The following is a 17594-nucleotide window of genomic DNA, read 5'->3' as shown; positions in this document are numbered from 1 at the left end:
CCCTTCGATCGCGGATTCTCTGGCTGGAACCGCAGAAATCCTGCTCGTCCTGCCACTGTATGCAAGCGTGCGGACCGTCGGCGAAGTTCCCGGCGGACGTACGCCGAGAGCGAGATCGCGTAGCCTGCGGGCAGTCGCACACGTGGACTCACGCGGCAGCCGTCGGTGACGGAGCCGAGCGGCCGACGCCGGGTCCTGGTCCGCGTTGTCAGTGCCGCGGTCCACAATGGTTCACGTCAAGACCCCGTTCACGCTTCAGCAAGAGTGAGCCGAAGGGGAGCGACCCCCAGGCGAGCGACCAGAAAAGAGGAGCCGGCAGCGATGGCCCGCCGCAGCACGAAGACCCCGCCGCCCGACGACTCGTTCGAGGAGCGGATCCTCGACATCGACGTCGTCGACGAGATGCAGGGCTCCTACCTTGAGTACGCGTACTCGGTCATCTACTCCCGAGCCCTGCCGGACGCCCGGGACGGCCTGAAGCCGGTCCACCGACGAATCGTCTACCAGATGGACGAGATGGGCCTGCGCCCCGACCGCGGCTATGTGAAGTGCGCGCGTGTCGTCGGCGAGGTCATGGGCAAGCTGCACCCGCACGGCGACGCGTCGATCTACGACGCCCTCGTGCGCATGGCCCAGCCCTTCTCCATGCGCGTCCCCCTGGCCGACGGCCACGGCAACTTCGGCTCGCTGGGCAACGACGACCCGCCCGCCGCCATGCGGTACACCGAGTGCCGGCCCTCCGAGGCCGCGAACCTGATGACCGAGTCGATCGACGAGGACACGGTCGACTTCGCCCCGAACTACGACGGCCAGGAGCGGGAGCCGGTGGCCCTGCCCGCCGCCTTCCCGAACCTCCTGGTGAACGGCTCGTCGGGCATCGCCGTCGGCATGGCCACCAACATGCCGCCGCACAACCTGGGCGAAGTCATCGCGGCCGCCCGCCACTTGATCCGCTATCCGAACGCGGACCTGGACACCCTGATGCGGCACGTCCCCGGCCCCGACCTGCCCACGGGCGGCCGGATCGTCGGACTGACCGGCATCCGGGACGCGTACGAGACGGGCCGCGGCACCTTCAAGATCCGCGCCACGGTCACCGTGGACAACGTGACGGCGCGTCGCAAGGGCCTCATCGTCACCGAACTGCCCTTCTCCGTGGGCCCGGAGAAGGTGATCGCCAAGATCAAGGACCTGGTCGGCGCGAAGAAGCTGCAGGGCATCGCCGACGTCAAGGACCTCACCGACCGCGCGCACGGCCTGCGCCTGGTCATCGAGATCAAGAACGGCTTCGTACCGGAAGCGGTCCTGGAGCAGCTCTACAAGCTGACGCCGATGGAGGAGTCCTTCGGCATCAACAACGTGGCGCTGGTCGACGGCCAGCCCCTCACACTGGGCCTCAAGGAACTCCTGGAGGTCTATCTCGACCACCGCTTCGACGTCGTACGGCGCCGCAGCGAGTTCCGTCGCACCAAGCGACGCGACCGCCTCCACCTGGTGGAGGGTCTGCTCACCGCGCTCATCGACATCGATGAGGTCATCCGGATCATCCGCTCCAGCGACAACTCGGCCCAGGCGAAGCAGAGCCTGATGGAGCGCTTCTCACTGTCGGACATCCAGACGCAGTACATCCTGGACACACCGCTGCGCCGCCTCACCCGGTTCGACCGGATCGAGCTGGAGTCGGAGATGGAGCGCCTCAGCGCGGAGATCGCCGAGCTGACCCGCATCCTGGACTCGGACACCGAGCTGCGCAAGCTGGTTTCGACCGAACTGGCCGCGGTGGCAAAGAAGTTCGGCACCGACCGGCGTACGGTCCTGCTGGAGTCGGCGGGCTCCCCCGCCGCCACCGTGCCGCTCCAGGTCGCCGACGACCCGTGCCGGGTGCTGCTCTCCTCGACGGGCCTGCTGGCCCGTACGGCGAACGGCGAGCCCTTCCCGGAGGACTCCGAGGCCCGGCGCACCAAGCACGACGTGATCGTCTCGGCGGTCCCGGCGACGGCCCGCGGCGAGCTGGGCGCGGTCACCTCGACCGGCCGCCTGCTGCGGATCAACGTCGTCGACCTCCCCCAACTCCCGGAGACGGCGGCCGCACCGAACCTCTCGGGCGGCGCACCGGTCTCGGAGTTCGTCTCCCTGGACGAGGGCGAGACGGTCATCTGCCTGACGACCCTCGACGAGTCGTCCCCGGGCCTGGCCATCGGCACGGAGCAGGGCGTCGTCAAGCGCGTGGTCCCCGACTACCCCACGAACAAGGAGGAGTTGGAGGTCATCACGCTCAAGGACGGCGACCGGATCGTCGGCGCGATCGAACTGCGCACCGGTGAGGAGGATCTGGTCTTCATCACGGACGACGCCCAACTCCTGCGCTACCAGGCCTCCCAGGTCCGCCCCCAGGGCCGCCCGGCCGGCGGCATGGCGGGCATCAAGCTCGTCGAGGGCGCGAAGGTCATCTCGTTCACGGCGGTCGACCCGGCCGTGGACGCGGTCGTCTTCACGGTCGCCGGCTCGCGCGGCACGCTCGACGACTCCGTCCAGACAACGGCAAAGCTGACCCCGTTCGACCAGTACCCCCGCAAGGGCCGCGCCACCGGCGGCGTCCGCTGCCAGCGCTTCCTGAAGGGCGAGGACTGCCTGTCCCTGGCCTGGGCCGGCGCCGTACCGGCCAAGGCCGCACAACGGGACGGCACACCGGCCGAACTCCCGGAGATGGACCCGCGACGGGACGGCTCGGGCGTGTCATTGCCGAAGACGGTGTCGGTGGTGGCGGGCCCGGTGTAAGGCCCGCGCGGTCAGACCTCGGGTTCGGAGTCGGCGTCGGGGTCCAACTCCGGCTCGGATTCAAGCTCTTGGTCCGGTTCCTGGTCCGGTTCCGACTCCTGTACGTAACGCAGGACGCCCCACATGCCGTGCTCGTCGGCGTGTGGGGCGTCGTCGTCCCTGCACGCCTCCAACTCCTTGCCGAGGGCGGCCATGTCGAGGCCGGTGCCGATGAGCACGAGCTGGGTCAGCCGGGCGTCACCGCTCGCCCAGGGCTCGGGATAGAACCGCAGGAACCGTCCTACGGCGTGCACGGCGTACCGGTTGCGCGGATCGTGGGCGCCGAAGTCGACGTACCCCTTGATGCGGTAGAGCCCTTCGGGCCGACTGTCCAGGAACTCCATCAGCCGACGCGGTTCCATGGGCACGTCGGAGGCGAAGGAGAGGCTGTCGTAGGCGGTGTGCAGGTGGTCGGCGTGTACGTCTTGCGCGTCGGCGCCGTGGTCGTGGTCGTGCAGGTCGTCGAAGGTCAGCTGCCCGACGCGCTCCTCGTTCGGCCTGCAGTCGAAGAGGAACTCCGGGTCGATACGGCCGTAGGTGGCCGGCACCACGGCGGCACGGTCGGCGAGGGAGCGGACGAGGCCGAGGACGCGCGGGGCGTCGGCTGCCGCCCAGTCGACCTTGTTGACGACGACGAGGTCGGCGAGGGAGAGATGTCGGTCGATCTCGGGATGCCTGGCGCGGGTGTCGTCGAACTCGACGGCGTCGACGACCTCGACGAGGCCGCCGTAGACGATCCCCGGATGCTCGCTGGCGAGCAGCATGCGCACCAGTTCCTCCGGTTCGGCGAGCCCGCTGGCCTCGATGACGATGACGTCGATACCGGCGGAGGGCCTGGCCAACCGCTCCAGATAGACGTCGAGTTCACTGGCGTCGACGGCACAGCACAGGCACCCGTTGCCGAGCGAGACGGTCGAGTCGCCGAGGGCCCCGGCCACGGCGAGCGCGTCGATCTCGATCGCCCCGAAGTCGTTGACGATCGCGCCGATACGGCTGCCTCCGCTGCGGTGGAGGAGGTGGTTGAGGAGGGTGGTCTTGCCGGAGCCGAGGAATCCGGCGAGGACGAGGACGGGGATCTGGTGGGGGCTCGGCGTCGAGGTCGGGGTCGGGTCCGAGGCAGGAGTCGGAGCCGGAGCCGAGGCAGGATTCGGGGTCGGGCGCCGCCCCGGGACCGAGGTCGTGGGCAGGCTCGGATGCGGATCCGGCGCCTCTGCACTCGGACCCGACGCCGGATTTGTGTTCGGGCTCGGGCTTGCGCTCGGGCTCTGCTGGCTCAACGTGCGACCTCTTTCACGCCGACGCGTGCACCGGCTTGTGGTTCGGCGCACGTACGGAGGTTGAATGCCGCCCCAGGATACGAGCCGGAAGAATCGCCGCGAAGTGAACGATTGTTAGCAGCACTTGCGGGGCAGACGTTGGAGAAGGCGCCGGTTCGTGCGACCCTCGCTTCCCTCCGTGCGCCTCCTCTCCGCCTCCCTGCCGGTCAGAGCCGCTCGGCACTCTGGGAGACGGCAAGCGCCGCCCATCGCTCGCCGGTCCCCGTCTCCACCAACCCGCACCCGACGACCGGCGGACGGCCGCCTGATTCGGGGGTTGTTGACATGGCCACACGGAAGTACTCGGCGGGGAGGCTGAGCATCGGCATGGCCGGGGTACTGCTCACCACCGCCGCGTTGACGCTGTCCTCGCGTCAGCGGCGCCTTGAGGAAGCACGCCTGGAAGTGAGGCGACTTGAGCTCGAAGAGCTGAACTCCAGGCGCGCGGCCCTGGCGCACCAGCAGCGCATGCACTGGGAACTGTTGGCCAAAGCGATCGACGATCCCTCCCTGGCATCGGTGATCGACACCTTCGACAAGAGGATTCCGGCCGAGAAGCGGCGCCTCTTCTTCTACGCCAACGCCTGGTACGTCAACCTTTTCCACCTCCATGAAGCCGGCATGCTCGACCAGCAGGAGCTCTTCGGCCGACTCCGTGAGATCTTCCAGAGCCCCGTCATGCGCGAATACTGGGAGGCTTCGAGGGCACAGCGCGCGACGCTGAAGCAGTCGTCGGACGAGGCTCGGATCGGACAGATGGTCGATGGTCTGATCACAGAGCTCGACGAGGCCGACACGGACGAATGGTGGGTGGTGGGCACGCCCCCGACAGAATGAGCAGCGCTCCACACAGGTCAACCATCCGCCCGCGGCGACACGGGCAGGTGGTCTTTCGAGATATCGCCCCTTGCGCACCACGAACCCCAGTAGCGTGCTGCCCAAATCTGTGCCCCCATCCATTCTTAAGGACCAGCACCCTTGAAGATCGTGCGCCGCATCGGTGTGCCTCCAAGCGCCCGTGGCAGTACCTCAGGAGCCAACTGCCCTGACATGTTCGAGCTGAGCGACGGCAACTTCGCCATCATCGGAACCGAAGCCACCGAGGCGCTTGAGCATGAACTCCCCGCCGATGCCTCCCGTGCCGACTACGAGCGCATTGTCATCGTGAGTAGAGAAACCCTGATCCGCGCCAAGGCGGACATCCCCGACGCCTGAGTCACGAGCACGCGTCCGCACCGGACTCGTCCCGTAAACGCTTCACCCAGCCGCGCACCACCACTGAGCGACTCGGGTACCTACCCGGCGAGCAGCCCGTCACCCCGTCACTGCTCGATCACCACCCATGAGGCCTGGCGCCAGAACGGCACCAGGCCACACGCGTGTCTGGGGCCGTCGTCAGCTCATGAGCGGCACTGCTGCTGGAGCCAGGGCCCCCACATACCGAGCCACCGGCCGAATGATCTTCGGGTCCTCCGCCTGCTCCACCACATTCGCGCCCCACCCCACCACCCGCGCGGCCGCGAACGTAGGAGTGAACATCTCCCGCGGCAGCCCGCAGAGTTCCATGACCAGCCCCGCGTAGAACTCGACGTTCGTGTGGAGTTCGCGGCCCGGCTTGAGTTCCGCGAGGATCGCCTCGACCTGGCGCTCGACCTCGACGGCGAAGTCGACCCGTGGGCCGCCGAACTGCTGGGCGACCTCGCGCAGCATCCGGGAGCGGGGGTCCTCCGTGCGGTAGATCGCGTGACCGAAGCCCATGATGCGGTCGCCGGCGAGGACGCGTTCACGGATCCAGGGGTCGATACGGTCCGGGGTGGCGATCGCGTCCAGGGTGTCCAGAGCGCGGCTGGGCGCACCGCCGTGCAGCGGACCCGAGAGTGCCCCTACGGCCCCGACCAGGCAGGCCGCCACATCCGCCCCCGTCGACGCGATGACCCGCGCGGTGAAGGTTGACGCATTGAATCCGTGGTCAATGGTTGAGATCAAGTATTGCTCGATCGCCCTGGCCTGCTGCTTGTCCGGCTCCGAACCCGTCAGCATGTACAGGTAGTTGGCCGCGTACGAAAGATCCTCCCGCGGCTCCACCGGATCCAGCCCCTGCCCCAGCCGGTACAACGCGGTCAGCAGCGTCGGTACGGCCGCGGAGGCCACGAGGGTGTCCCTGCGGCGCGCGTCGGCGCCGATGTCGTACACCGGCCGGAAGCCCTTCGCGGCGCCGAGCAGCGACAGCGCCGTACGCATGCCGGACAGCGGTCCTGACGTGCCGCTCGCCGCCGCCACGGCGGGCAGTGCGGCCCGCACCTCGTCGGGCAGTCGACGCAGCGCTGCGGTCTCCGCGGCGAAGGCGGCGCCCTGTTCGGCGTCCGGCAGTTCGCCGTGGGCCAGGAGATGCCAGACGTCCTCGAAACCGCGGGTCTGCGCGAGTTCGACGGCGGAGTACTGGCGGTAGTGGTAGAAGCCCTCGAGCCCCCGGACGTCACCGATTCGGGTGTCGGTGACGACGACGCCCGCGAGTCCCCGCGGAACCTCGATACGAGTGGTTGCGGCCCTGTTGATGGACATGTTTCCTCCCTGGACTTGATTCCAATGTCCATTCTTGACTCAATCTCTGTCAATATTGATTGAATCAACCTGACATCAACCTGACCGGGAGTGGATACGGTGAGCCTCATGCGCGATCAAGACACCGCCCCCGGTCATCCCGAGCGACGGCTGAGCACCAAGGAGACCGCCGAACTGCTCGGCGTGAAGCCCGAGACCGTGTACGCGTACGTGAGTCGCGGGCAGTTGGGCAGCAGGCGTGAGCCGGGCGGCCGGGGCAGCACCTTCGACGCCAAGGAGGTGCAGGCGCTCGCCCGGCGCAACAGGCGGGAGAGCAGCGGGAGTTCGGGTTCCGGGGGCGAGCTGTCGGTACGGACCCGCATCACGCTCATCGACAAGGACCGGTACTACTTCCGGGGCGTCGACGCGACGAAGCTGGCCGCGCGTCACTCCTACGAAGAGATCGCCGAGTGGCTGTGGACCGGCGAGTTGTGCCCGGGGATCACGTTCAGCGCACCCAAGGCGGCCGTCGCCGTGGCCCGCCGTGCCGTGGACGCGCTGCCCGAACACGCGGGCCCCACCGACCGGTTGCGGGTCGCGGCCATCGCGGCGGCGACCGCGGACCCGCTGCGTTTCGACCTCTCCGAGGACGCCGTGCTCGGCACCGCGCGCATTCTCATCCCCACCCTCGTCGCCGCCCTGCCGCCGGTGCGGCGCGCCCATCGCGACGAGGGACCGCTGGCCCACCGCCTGTGGGCGCGGTTGAGTGGGCAGCCGACTGACGAGGCGTCACTGAGGGCCCTGGACACGGCACTTGGTCTGCTCGTCGACCATGATCTGGCCGCGTCCACGCTCGCGGTGCGGGTCGCCGCCTCGGCCCGTGCGCACGCCTACGCGGCCGTCTCCTCCGGCCTGGGCGTGCTCGAAGGCCCCCTGCACGGCGCGGCCAGCGGCCTGGCGCACCGGTTGCTGCTCGACGTGCTCGACCAGGGCGACGCGGCCCCGGTGATCGCGGACGAACTGCGCGCCGGCCGCCGTATCCCCGGACTCGGCCACCGGCTCTACCCGGGCGAAGACCCACGCGCGCGTGCCCTGTTCGCGCTCCTGGAGGAGATTCCGGGTGCCGCGCCGGCTCTCGCCGCAGCCCGGGACATCGTCGCAACCACCGCCCGCCACACCCCGCTGCACGCCAACGTCGACCTGGCGCTCGCCGTGCTCACCGTCTCCTTCGGGATGGCCTCCACGGCGGGCGAGACGGTCTTCGCCGTCGCCCGTACGGCGGGCTGGATCGCGCACGCCCTGGAGGAGTACGGGGAGCGCCCGCTGCGTATGCGGCCCAGCGGTCACTACGTAGGCCCGAAGCCGCCGCAACCACTACCGGAGTAGTTCACGAGCACGGCCGGAAGTCGCCCCGGGTCAAGTCAGGTTAGGCTCACCTCTGTGAGTACGTGCGCGACCGTCTCTCGGGACCTCGACGAGCCCATTTCCGGAACCGCGGCCACGGCGACGACGTGGCTGCTGCTGGAACAGCCCGGTCCTTGGGGTGCCAAAGCGCTCACTTCGAGCCACCTGGACCCCGCGCTGGGGCGTGCCCTGGAAGCGGCCGCCGCGAACACCGGCGTGCGGATCGCGCTCATCCGCCGCCCGGGTCGGCATGCCGACCCCGCGCCGTCGCGGGTACGCCAGGTGTACGCGGCCCACACCGTTCCCGGAAACGCATGGCTGCACAGCGCCACGACCACCGACCCGCGGGACCTGCTCGCCCTCGACTTCGCCGCCCTCGGCGCAGGTGACCCGCGCTCGTTCGGCTCGGCGCTCGGCGGGCGGGCCCACACCGGTGATCCGCTCGCGCTCATCTGCACCAACGGCAAGCGCGACCGCTGCTGCGCACTCCTGGGCCGTCCCCTCGCGGCCGAACTGGCCGCCTCCGGGGTCGAGGGCGCCTGGGAGGTCACCCATCTGGGTGGTCACCGTTTCTCACCGACGGTGCTCGTCCTGCCGTACGGCTACGCGTACGGGCGCGCCGAGGCCCATGCCGTCAAGGAGATCCTGCAGGGCGTCCAGGAGGGCCGCGTGGTCGTCGAGGGCTGCCGGGGTGCCTCGGCCTGGGAGCGGCCCGGACAGGCGGCGGAGCTGGCCGTGCGGAGGGCGACGGGCGAGTACGCGACGGACGCGCTGAGTGTCGTAGGGACGGAGGGCGGCGCACCGCGCTGGGAGGTGACCGTCGCGCACGTCGACGGACGCCACTGGCGGGTGATCGTCGCCCAGGGCGCCTCTCTGCCGCCCCGCCCGGAGAGCTGCGGGGCGTCGGTCCTCGGCGCACCGGCGCGGATGGACGTGGTCGCGGTGCGCGAGCTGACGACGGCGCTGGCGGGCTGACCCGCCCGACACGGGTCTCCTGGTGACCGTGCAGGGAAAACGGCCGTCTCCTGGAACCCTGTTTCCCCAAGAATTGGTCAAGAGATCCACGCCACACCCCTGGGGCAGCCCCCGCCCCGGCACGTACCGTCAGGGGTATGAGCCCCACTCCCCCCGCACGCCGCCGTCGCCTCGGGCTGCCGCGGCGGGTGTTCTCGCAGGTGCTGCTGATGCAGTTGGCGATCGCCGCGGGAGTCGCGGTGCTGGCGACCGGGCTGTTCCTCGCGCCGCTCAGCAAACAGCTGGACCAGGAGGCGATGAACCGCGCTCTGGCCATCGCCCAGACGACCGCGCAGCAGCCGCAGATCATCAGGGACCTCCAGAGCACCGCCCCGACCGCGGACGGGCCCGTGCAGAAGGAGGCGGAGCGGATCCGCAAGGCCACCAAGGCCGAGTACGTGGTGGTGATGGACTGGCGTGGTGTGCGGTGGTCGCACACGACTCCGAGCGAGATCGGCCGGTTCGTCTCGACCTCTCCCGGCCAGCCCCTGGCCGGCCAGGAGGTCAAGCAGATCGACAACGGCACCCTGGGCCGCTCGGCCCGCGGCAAGGTGCCCATGCGCGACACCGACGGCACGATCATCGGGGCCGTCTCCGTGGGCATCAAGTACGACGGTGTGCGCGCACAGCTGATCGGCGCGATCCCGGGACTGCTGGCGTACGCCGGGGGCGCTCTCGCCGTCGGCGCGCTGGCGGCCTGGCTGATCTCCCGGAGGGTCCAGCGGCAGACCCGGGACCTGGCCTTCTCCGACATCTCGGCGCTGCTCTCGGAGCGCGAGGCGATGCTCCACGGCATCCGGGAGGGCGTCGTCGCCCTGGACCGCACGGGCCGCATACGGCTCCTGAACGACGAGGCGCGGCGGCTGCTCGGCATCGGCGACGAGGCGGTCGGCCGGTCCCTCGACGAGGCGCTCGGAGAGGGCCGTACGACCGACGTCCTGGCCGGCCGGGTGACCGGCACCGACCTGCTCGCCGTCCGCGGCCAGCGGGTCCTGGTCACCAACCGCATGCCCACCGACGACGGCGGTGCCGTGGCCACCCTGCGCGACCGCACCGAACTGGAGCAGCTCGGCCGGGAGTTGGACTCGACGCACGGCCTGATCGACGCCCTGCGCGCCCAGGACCACGAGCACGCCAACCGCATGCACACCCTGTTGGGGCTGCTCGAACTGGAGATGTACGACGACGCCGTGGACTTCGTCGGTGAGGTGGTCGGGGATCACCGGGCCACCGCCGAACAGGTCACCGAGAAGATCCAGGACCCGCTGCTCGCCGCCCTGTTGGTGGGCAAGGCGACCGTCGCGGCCGAGCGGGGCGTCGCCCTGTGGATCTCCGACCGGACCTGGCTGCCCGACCAGTTGATCGACCCGCGCGGGCTGGTCACGGTCGTCGGCAACCTGGTGGACAACGCGCTCGACGCCGTCGCGGGCACACCGCACGCACGCGTGGAGGTCGAGTTGCGGACGGAAGGGCGTACGGCCGTGCTCCGGGTGCGGGACACGGGCCCCGGAATCCCGGAGGAACAGCGGGAGTTGGTCTTCACCGAGGGGTGGTCGACGAAGAAGCCCCCGGCACACGGCAAGCGCGGTATCGGGCTCTCCCTGGTGCGTCGGCTCGCCGAACGGCAGGGCGGCAGCGCGCTGGTGACGGAGGCCTTCGGCGGGGGCGCGGAGTTCGTGGTCGTGCTGCCCGAGGCACTGACCGAGCCGGACCTGGAACCCGCCCTCAGCGCCCTCGGGGAGACCGCCGCCGAGGAGGAGTCGCGATGATCGAGGTCCTGGTCGTGGACGACGACACCCGGGTCGCACAGGTCAACGCCGCCTACGTGGAGAAGGTGCCGGGCTTCCATGTCGCGGCCGAGGCACACAGCGCCGCCGAGGCGCTGAACAGGCTGGAGACACTGCCCCGTCTGGACCTGGTCCTGCTGGACCACTACCTGCCCGACGAGACGGGCCTGGCGGTCGTCCAGGAGATGCGGCGGCGCGGTCACCAGACCGACGTGATCATGGTGACGGCGGCCCGGGACGTGACGACCGTGCAGGCGGCGATGCGGCAGGGCGCACTGCAGTACCTGGTCAAGCCGTTCGCCTTCGCGGGCCTGCGGGCCAAGTTGGAGGCGTACGCGGAACTGCGCCGCACGCTCGACGGCGGCGGCGAGGCCGAACAGGCCGAGGTGGACCGCATCTTCGGCGCCCTGTCCGCGCCCTCGGAGCCCGGGCTGCCCAAAGGGCACTCCCCCACCACGGCGGAACTCGTGCGCCAGTCCCTGATGAACGCCGAAGGCCCCCTGTCCGCCCAGGAGATCGCCGACCGCACGGGGGTGAGCCGGCAGACCGCCCAGCGCTATCTGAAGCTCCTGGAGCGCACCGGACGGGCCAGGCTGACGCTCAAATACGGCGACGCGGGCCGCCCGGAACACCGTTACGTGTGGGCGACCCGCGCCTGAGGGCACGGCCTGTGGGGGCGGGGGAAGGGGCCGTACCCCTTCCCCCTATACGGATGCCGACCGCACGGCTGTCAGCCTGTCGCGTTCTTCACGAACTCGGTCGTGTACGTCTTGTCGAGGTCCACGTCGGCGTTCTTGATGGTGGGGTTGAACGCCTTGAGCACCTTCTCGACGGTCTCCGGGCCGTTCGCCGGCATCACGCCGTCCTTGGTGAACATCGGCAGCGTGCTCTTGATCGCGGTGGCGTAGAGGAACTTGTTGCCCTGGGAGTAGTCGGCGGGCATCTTGTCGGCGATCTCGGTCGCGCTGTGTGTGGACATCCACTTGAGCGTCTTGACGAATGCATTGACCATCTTCTGCACAGTGGACTTGTGGCTGTTCACCCAGTCCGTCTGCATGTACAGACTTGACGAGGGGTACGGCCCGCCGAGCGCGGCCTGCGACCCCGCGGGTGTCCGCATGTCGACGAGGACCTTGCCCGCCTTCTTGTCGAGGATCGTCGCGACGGTCGGGTCGGTCGTCATACCGGCGTCGATGGAGCCCTGTTGGAGAGCGGCGACGAAGGTCGGTCCCGCGCCCACGGCGACCGGGGTGAACTCGCTGACATTGATGCCGTTCTTCACGGCGAGGTACTTGGTGAGGAAGTCGGTGGAGGAGCCGAGGCCGGTCACGCCGAGCTTCTTGCCCTTGAAGTCCTTGGGCGACTTGACCTTCCCCTCCGCCTTGGTGGAGACGACCTCCACCTCGCCGGGCGCCTGCGAGAACTGCACCACGGACTCGACCGACTTGCCCTTGACCTGCAGATCGAGCGTGTGGTCGTAGAAGCCGACGGCTCCCTGGACCTGGCCGGAGACGAGCGCGGTCTCGGCCTGGACCCCGGCCGGTTCGCTCAGCAGCTCGACGTCGAGGCCCTCGGCGTCGAAGTAGCCGAGGCGCTGGGTGAGCATCGCGGGCAGGTAGATGACCTTGTCCAGGCCGCCGACCATGATCTTGACCTTCACGCCCTTGCCGTCGCCCTTGCTGCCGGAGCCGGTGGAGGCGGTACTGGCCGCGTCGTTGGCACAGGCAGTGAGGGAGGAGAGGGCGAGCAGGCCCGAAGCGGCGAGGGCGGCGTATCTGGCGGTTTTACGCATGGCGGTTCACGTCCTTGTGAGGGTGCGGTGCGGGGAGGAAGGGGGCTCTTCAACAGGGGCCCCAGAAGGGGCCGTTCAGCTGTCGGAGCCCGACGGCTTCCAGCGGAAGATGCGGTTCTCGGCGAAGGTGAGCAGCCCTTCGGCGACGAGGGCGACGACCGCGAGGATCACCATCGCGGCGTACACACCGGCCGCGTTGAAGGTGCCCTGGGACTGCGCGACGAGCAGGCCGATGCCCTTGGTCGCGCCGATGTACTCGCCGACGATCGCGCCGATGAGGGCGAAGCCGAAGCTGACGTGGAGGCTGGTGAAGATCCAGGAGGTGGCGGACGGGATGACCACCTGGAGGGTCACCCTGCGGTCGCTGGCACCGAGGATGCGGGCGTTGGCGACGAGGTTGCGGTCGACCTCGCGGGCGCCCTGGAAGGCGTTGAAGAACACCGGGAAGAAGACGAGCACGACGGCCGACGCGACCTTGGAGGCCGGTCCGAGTCCGAACCAGATGACGAAGATCGGGGCGAGCACGATCCTCGGTATGGAGTTGAGCACCTTGATGTATGGACCAAGTATGTCGGCGAGCAAGGTGATCCGCCCCAGAGCAATACCGAACACGACACCGGCGATCACACCGATGATCCAGCCCAGCAGCGCCTCCTGGAGCGTGTACCAGATCTGCTCCCCCAGGGACCCGAGCGCGGTCCCATGTGTCACCCAGGTCCAGATCTGGTCCCAGATCTTCGAAGGCATCGAGAAGTTGAACGGATCGATGACCTTGGCACGGGAGAGCACCTCCCACAGACCGAGGACGGCAACCAGGAGCAGCACTCTCGCCGCCCCAACACCGAGCTTGCGTTTGCGGGCGGCACGCGCGCGTGAATGGGCGCGGTCCGTTTTGTCGTTGGGCTCGGTGGCGGTCGGTACGACCTTGTCCTCGGGCATGACGTCAGGCGACATTGGCCGCACCCCTCTCGCGCGTGATGCGGACCTCTTCGCCGAGGGACTCCCAGATCTCGCGGTAGATCTCGATGAACCGCGGCTCCAGGCGCACGGATTCGACCTTGCGGGGCCGCGGCAGGTCGATGTCGAAGACCTGCTTCACGGTGGCAGGACCGGCGGTCATCACGACGACCCTGTCGGCCAGCGCGATGGACTCCTCCAGGTCGTGGGTGACGAAGACGACCGAGGCGCCGGTGCCCTCCCACAACTCCAGGAGCTCGTCCGACATCAGCGCCCTGGTCTGCACGTCGAGCGCCGAGAACGGCTCGTCCATCAGCAGGATCTCGGGGTCGTTGACGAAGGTCGCGGCGAGCGCGACGCGCTTGCGCATACCGCCGGAGAGCTGGTGCGGATAGCGGTCCTCGAAGGCGGAGAGCCCGACCCGGGCCAGCCACTCACGCGCCTTCGCTTTCGCCTCGGCTTTCGGTACGCCACGGAAGCGCGGGCCCGCCATGACGTTGGACAGGACCGTGCGCCAGGGGAAGGTGGCGTCCTGCTGGAAGACGAAGCCGACCTTGTCGCCGACGCCGGAGACCGGTTCCCCGGCCACCAGCACATCGCCCTCGGAGGGCTCTTCCAGCCCGCTGACGAGGGTCAGCGTGGTCGACTTGCCGCAGCCCGTGGGTCCGACGACCGCCACGAACTCGCCACGTCCTACGGTGAGATCAAGCCCCCGTACGGCCGTGTGCAGACCCCCCGACGGGGTCCTGAAGGTCTTGCTCGCGCCCCGCAGCTCGATGGCGGGGCTGGTGTCTGCGCTCATGGCCGGGACCGTAGATGTGGCCCGGACCACAGCAGCAGTCTTCTGGGCGCAAGCCGTTCTTTTGCTCGCAAGAGCCTGTTGTGCTCGTTTTGCTCGCGCTACAACTGCGGAGCCGAAACACGGGCTTAACGCTCGCCTGGCCTTGAGGAAAGAGGCCCAATGATTGACGTCATGGTCGTGGACGACGACTTCCGCGTCGCCGAGATCAACGCCAAGTACGTGGGAAAGGTTCCCGGTTTCCGGGTCGCCGCCCGTGCGCACAGCGCTGCCCAGGCACTGGCCACCGTAGAACGCGGAGCCATCGACCTCGTGCTGCTCGACCACTACCTGCCCGACCAGACGGGTCTCGAACTCGTCCACCGCATGCGTCAACAGGGCCACACCACCGACGTCATCATGATCACGGCGGCCAGCGATGTGACGACCGTGCAGCGGGCAATGCGCCTCGGCGCCCTGCACTACCTGGTCAAGCCGTTCACCTTCGCCGCGCTGCGCACCCGCCTGGACTCGTACGCCGCCCTGCGCCGCACCGTCGACCGCGTCGGCGGCCGCGGCATCGCCGGCCAGGAACAGGTCGACCGCATCTTCGGCGCCCTGCGCACGACTTCCGCACCGGCCTCCCCGGGCATGCCCAGCGGCCACTCGGAACCGACCACCGACCTGATCTGCGGCGTCCTGCACCACGCCGGCCACCCGCTCTCGGCCCACGAGGTCGCCGCAGAGACCGGCCTGAGCCGCTCGACCGCCCAGCGCTACCTCCGCCACCTGGAACAGGCCGGCCGTCTCCGCCTCTCCCTCAAGTACGGCGACACGGGCCGCCCGGAACACCGCTACGCCTGGGTGGCGCCGTAGTCACCCGGCAGCCACCGGTGGCACGGCACACGGGCCCGCCCGCCGTCGTAGGACGATCAGACCGTCGTACGACGGCGGGTCGCCCCTACGACAACGGCGGGCGCCCCCGCTACACGGCCCCCGCCCCCGTCAGCGCCCGTACCTCGGTCTCCGCGTGCTTGGCCTCGTCCGGGACCTCCGGCGAGGTGACCGTGCCGAGCCAGCCGGCCAGGAAGCCGAGCGGGATCGAGACGAGGCCGGGGTTCTGCAGCGGGAAGAACTGGAAGTCGACGCCCGGGAACAGTGAATCCGGACTGCCCGACACGACCGGCGACAGCAGCACGAGCGCCAGTGCGGGGATCAGCCCGCCGTATACGGCCCACACGGCGCCGCGTGTCGTGAAGCCGCGCCAGAACAGGGAGTAGAGCAGCACGGGGAGGTTCGCGGAGGCGGCGACGGCGAAGGCGAGGCCGACGAGGAAGGCGACGTTGAGGTCCCTGGCGAGCAGGCCCAGCGCGATCGCGACCACGCCGATGCCGACGGCCGCCGTCCGGGCCACCGCCACCTCGCTGTACGGCTTGGCGCGCGGGCGGCGCAGCGACGCGTACAGGTCGTGGGCCACGGATGCCGAGGAGGCCAGCGTGATCCCGGCGACGACCGCGAGGATCGTGGCGAAGGCGACGGCGGCGACGATCGCGAACAGGACTGTCCCGCCTGTGGAGTTGGCGCCGCCCAGGTCGAGCGCGAGCAGCGGGACAGCCGTGTTGCCGGCCGCGTTCGACTTCCGTACGGCGTCCGGGCCGACGATCGCGGCGGCGGCGAAGCCGAGGACGATGGTCATCAAGTAGAAACCGCCGACGAGCCCGATCGACCAGATCACCGAACGGCGTGCGGCCCGCGCGGTCGGCACGGTGTAGAAGCGGGACAGGATGTGCGGCAGGCCTGCCGTCCCCAGCACGAGCGCGAGGCCCAGGCTGATGAAGTCGAAGCGCGCGGTCCAGTCCCCGCCGTACTTGAGCCCCGGCGCCAGGAACGCCAGACCATGACCGCTGCGATCGGCCGCGCTGAGCAGCAACTGGTCGATGTTCCCGTGGAAGCGCAGCAGGACCAGCACCGTCAGCGCGACGGTGGTGCTGAGCAGCAGGACCGCTTTGACGATCTGGATCCAGGTGGTGGCCCGCATCCCTCCCAACGACACATAGATCACCATGAGCGCGCCGACGCCGATGACGGTCCACGCCCGCGCGGCCGGGCTCGTCCCGCCCAGCAGCAGCGACACCAGGCTGCCCGCGCCCACCATCTGTGCCACCAGATACAGAACGGACACGGTGACCGAGGAAGTTCCCGCCGCGATCCGCACCGGCCGCTCGCTCATCCGCGCGGCGACCACGTCGGCGAGCGTGAACCGCCCGCAGTTGCGCACCAGTTCGGCGACCAGGAGGAGCACCACGAGCCAGGCGACGAAGAAGCCCACCACGTACAGCATGCCGTCGTAGCCGTACAGGGCGATGAGTCCGGTGACGCCGAGGAAGGAGGCGGCCGACATGTAGTCGCCCGCGATGGCAAAACCATTCTCCATCGGGGAGAAGAGCCGGCCGCCCGCGTAGAACTCCTCCGCCGAACCGTGCCGGTTGCGACTCACCCAGGTCGTGATCCCCAGGGTGACCGCGACGAACCCGCTGAACAGCAGCAACGCCAGCGTCTGATGATTGCCGGTCACGAAACACCGCCTCGCACACCACGCGTCAGTTCCTGGGTGTCCCAGCGCAGTTCGAGCGCGGCGCGGTCCCTGCGCAGCCGCGCGTGCCGGGCGTACGCCCAGGTGAGCAGGAAGGTGGTGACGAACTGCCCGAGCCCCGCCACCATCCCCACGTTCACGGCGCCCGCCACGGGCCGTGCCATCAGTCCGGGCGCGGTCGTCGCGGCCACCACGTACGCCACGTACCAGGCGAAGAACACGGCCACCGCCGGCACGACGAACCTCAGATACCGGCTGCGCACCTCCTGGAAGGCCGCGCTGCGCTGCACCTCGAGATACACGTCCGCGGCACGCAGCGCCCGTCCCTCGTGCTCCCTGCGGGCGGCCGGTACCTCGGGGGCGGGCACGCCGGCGCCGTCCAACTCGCCCCAGCCGGACGCGAGTGCGTCGTACCACGGGTCGTGATATCTCACCTTTCCGGATGCCTCGGCGGGGGTCAGGTCATGACCTTCGTGGTTCTCGGCCGGACTCTCGTGACCACTCCCGCCACCGCGGGGACGACCGTTGCTTGACTGCATGCCCAAGGATGGACAGAACGGGAAGATCCCCGACTCTTCTTCTCCGCTGTCTTCAC

At 69.4% G+C, this 17594-nt stretch carries 15 protein-coding genes; 8 read left to right on the top strand and 7 right to left on the bottom strand.

The window, feature by feature from the left end; all coding sequences use genetic code 11:
- The first annotated feature begins 321 nt into the window (after positions 1–321).
- Positions 322–2778 carry a DNA gyrase/topoisomerase IV subunit A gene (locus OO70_RS30110; protein ID WP_043677988.1) on the top strand — a complete coding sequence of 819 codons (2457 nt, stop codon included), beginning with the start codon at positions 322–324 and terminating at the stop codon, positions 2776–2778.
- Positions 2779–2789: 11 nt separating this feature from the next.
- On the opposite strand, the gene OO70_RS30105 is transcribed toward OO70_RS30110, so the two are convergent.
- Positions 2790–3893, bottom strand: coding sequence for a CobW family GTP-binding protein (locus OO70_RS30105; protein WP_051741791.1), 1104 nt, complete (start codon positions 3891–3893; stop codon positions 2790–2792).
- Between the two features lie 525 nt (positions 3894–4418).
- On the opposite strand from OO70_RS30105, the gene OO70_RS30100 reads away from it, so the two are divergent.
- Entirely contained in the window at positions 4419–4970 is a 552-nt protein-coding gene (locus tag OO70_RS30100) for a DUF6082 family protein (RefSeq protein ID WP_043677986.1), read from the top strand.
- 141 nt (positions 4971–5111) lie between these two features.
- The gene (locus tag OO70_RS30095; RefSeq protein ID WP_106971786.1) at positions 5112–5348 is read left to right on the top strand and encodes a hypothetical protein; all 237 of its coding nucleotides are present in this window, start codon (positions 5112–5114) and stop codon (positions 5346–5348) included.
- A gap of 180 nt (positions 5349–5528) precedes the next feature.
- On the opposite strand, the gene OO70_RS30090 is transcribed toward OO70_RS30095, so the two are convergent.
- Positions 5529–6695, bottom strand: coding sequence for a citrate synthase/methylcitrate synthase (locus OO70_RS30090; protein WP_043677984.1), 1167 nt, complete (start codon positions 6693–6695; stop codon positions 5529–5531).
- Between the two features lie 108 nt (positions 6696–6803).
- On the opposite strand from OO70_RS30090, the gene OO70_RS30085 reads away from it, so the two are divergent.
- The 4 genes from OO70_RS30085 (at position 6804) to OO70_RS30070 (ending at position 11538) form a co-directional block, all read left to right on the top strand.
- Positions 6804–8060: a citrate synthase gene (locus tag OO70_RS30085; RefSeq protein ID WP_043678567.1), complete on the top strand. Its 1257-nt coding sequence runs from the start codon at positions 6804–6806 to the stop codon at positions 8058–8060.
- A gap of 54 nt (positions 8061–8114) precedes the next feature.
- The gene (locus OO70_RS30080; RefSeq protein ID WP_043677982.1) at positions 8115–9053 is read left to right on the top strand and encodes a sucrase ferredoxin; all 939 of its coding nucleotides are present in this window, start codon (positions 8115–8117) and stop codon (positions 9051–9053) included.
- A 137-nt stretch (positions 9054–9190) separates the two neighbouring features.
- Positions 9191–10861 (top strand): sensor histidine kinase, encoded by a 1671-nt coding sequence (locus OO70_RS30075; RefSeq protein WP_078651610.1) that lies wholly within the window; start codon positions 9191–9193, stop codon positions 10859–10861.
- Positions 10858–11538 carry a response regulator gene (locus OO70_RS30070; RefSeq protein ID WP_043677977.1) on the top strand — a complete coding sequence of 227 codons (681 nt, stop codon included), beginning with the start codon at positions 10858–10860 and terminating at the stop codon, positions 11536–11538. Before OO70_RS30075 ends, OO70_RS30070 begins: the two co-directional genes overlap by 4 nt.
- 71 nt (positions 11539–11609) lie before the next feature.
- On the opposite strand, the gene OO70_RS30065 is transcribed toward OO70_RS30070, so the two are convergent.
- From OO70_RS30065 to OO70_RS30055, 3 genes are all read right to left on the bottom strand, one after another.
- Positions 11610–12671, bottom strand: a complete 1062-nt coding sequence (locus tag OO70_RS30065; RefSeq protein ID WP_043677975.1) for an ABC transporter substrate-binding protein — start codon at positions 12669–12671, stop codon at positions 11610–11612.
- A 75-nt stretch (positions 12672–12746) separates the two neighbouring features.
- Complete coding sequence (locus OO70_RS30060; protein ID WP_043677973.1) at positions 12747–13625, bottom strand: ABC transporter permease; 879 nt, start codon at positions 13623–13625, stop codon at positions 12747–12749.
- Entirely contained in the window at positions 13615–14430 is an 816-nt protein-coding gene (locus OO70_RS30055; RefSeq protein WP_043677970.1) for an ABC transporter ATP-binding protein, read from the bottom strand. Before OO70_RS30055 ends, OO70_RS30060 begins: the two co-directional genes overlap by 11 nt.
- 159 nt (positions 14431–14589) lie before the next feature.
- Here OO70_RS30055 and OO70_RS30050 point away from each other — a divergent pair, with 159 nt between their 5' ends.
- Complete coding sequence (locus OO70_RS30050) at positions 14590–15282, top strand: response regulator (protein ID WP_043677968.1); 693 nt, start codon at positions 14590–14592, stop codon at positions 15280–15282.
- A 109-nt stretch (positions 15283–15391) separates the two neighbouring features.
- On the opposite strand, the gene OO70_RS30045 is transcribed toward OO70_RS30050, so the two are convergent.
- Positions 15392–16981 (bottom strand): solute symporter family protein, encoded by a 1590-nt coding sequence (locus OO70_RS30045; protein ID WP_043677965.1) that lies wholly within the window; start codon positions 16979–16981, stop codon positions 15392–15394.
- The gene (locus OO70_RS30040) at positions 16978–17538 is read right to left on the bottom strand and encodes a DUF485 domain-containing protein (protein ID WP_078651609.1); all 561 of its coding nucleotides are present in this window, start codon (positions 17536–17538) and stop codon (positions 16978–16980) included. The genes OO70_RS30045 and OO70_RS30040 overlap by 4 nt, the downstream gene beginning before the upstream one ends.
- Between the last annotated feature and the right edge of the window lie 56 nt (positions 17539–17594).

The sequence above is a fragment of the Streptomyces xylophagus genome (assembly GCF_000716435.1).
In the GTDB taxonomy this organism is placed as follows: domain Bacteria; phylum Actinomycetota; class Actinomycetes; order Streptomycetales; family Streptomycetaceae; genus Streptomyces; species Streptomyces xylophagus.
Note: the sequence above shows the minus strand (reverse complement) of the source record. Positions and strands in the feature narration are given on the sequence as shown.

What these genes read in the sequence shown, in the direction of transcription:
- OO70_RS30070 (WP_043677977.1), top strand. Translation starts at nt 10,858, where the DNA reads ATGATCGAGGTCCTGGTCGTGGACGACGACACCCGGGTCGCACAGGTC.
- OO70_RS30065 (WP_043677975.1), bottom strand. Translation starts at nt 12,671, where the DNA reads ATGCGTAAAACCGCCAGATACGCCGCCCTCGCCGCTTCGGGCCTGCTC.
- OO70_RS30050 (WP_043677968.1), top strand. Translation starts at nt 14,590, where the DNA reads ATGATTGACGTCATGGTCGTGGACGACGACTTCCGCGTCGCCGAGATC.
- OO70_RS30110 (WP_043677988.1), top strand. Translation starts at nt 322, where the DNA reads ATGGCCCGCCGCAGCACGAAGACCCCGCCGCCCGACGACTCGTTCGAG.
- OO70_RS30085 (WP_043678567.1), top strand. Translation starts at nt 6,804, where the DNA reads ATGCGCGATCAAGACACCGCCCCCGGTCATCCCGAGCGACGGCTGAGC.
- OO70_RS30075 (WP_078651610.1), top strand. Translation starts at nt 9,191, where the DNA reads ATGAGCCCCACTCCCCCCGCACGCCGCCGTCGCCTCGGGCTGCCGCGG.
- OO70_RS30100 (WP_043677986.1), top strand. Translation starts at nt 4,419, where the DNA reads ATGGCCACACGGAAGTACTCGGCGGGGAGGCTGAGCATCGGCATGGCC.
- OO70_RS30060 (WP_043677973.1), bottom strand. Translation starts at nt 13,625, where the DNA reads ATGTCGCCTGACGTCATGCCCGAGGACAAGGTCGTACCGACCGCCACC.
- OO70_RS30055 (WP_043677970.1), bottom strand. Translation starts at nt 14,430, where the DNA reads ATGAGCGCAGACACCAGCCCCGCCATCGAGCTGCGGGGCGCGAGCAAG.
- OO70_RS30040 (WP_078651609.1), bottom strand. Translation starts at nt 17,538, where the DNA reads ATGCAGTCAAGCAACGGTCGTCCCCGCGGTGGCGGGAGTGGTCACGAG.
- OO70_RS30090 (WP_043677984.1), bottom strand. Translation starts at nt 6,695, where the DNA reads ATGTCCATCAACAGGGCCGCAACCACTCGTATCGAGGTTCCGCGGGGA.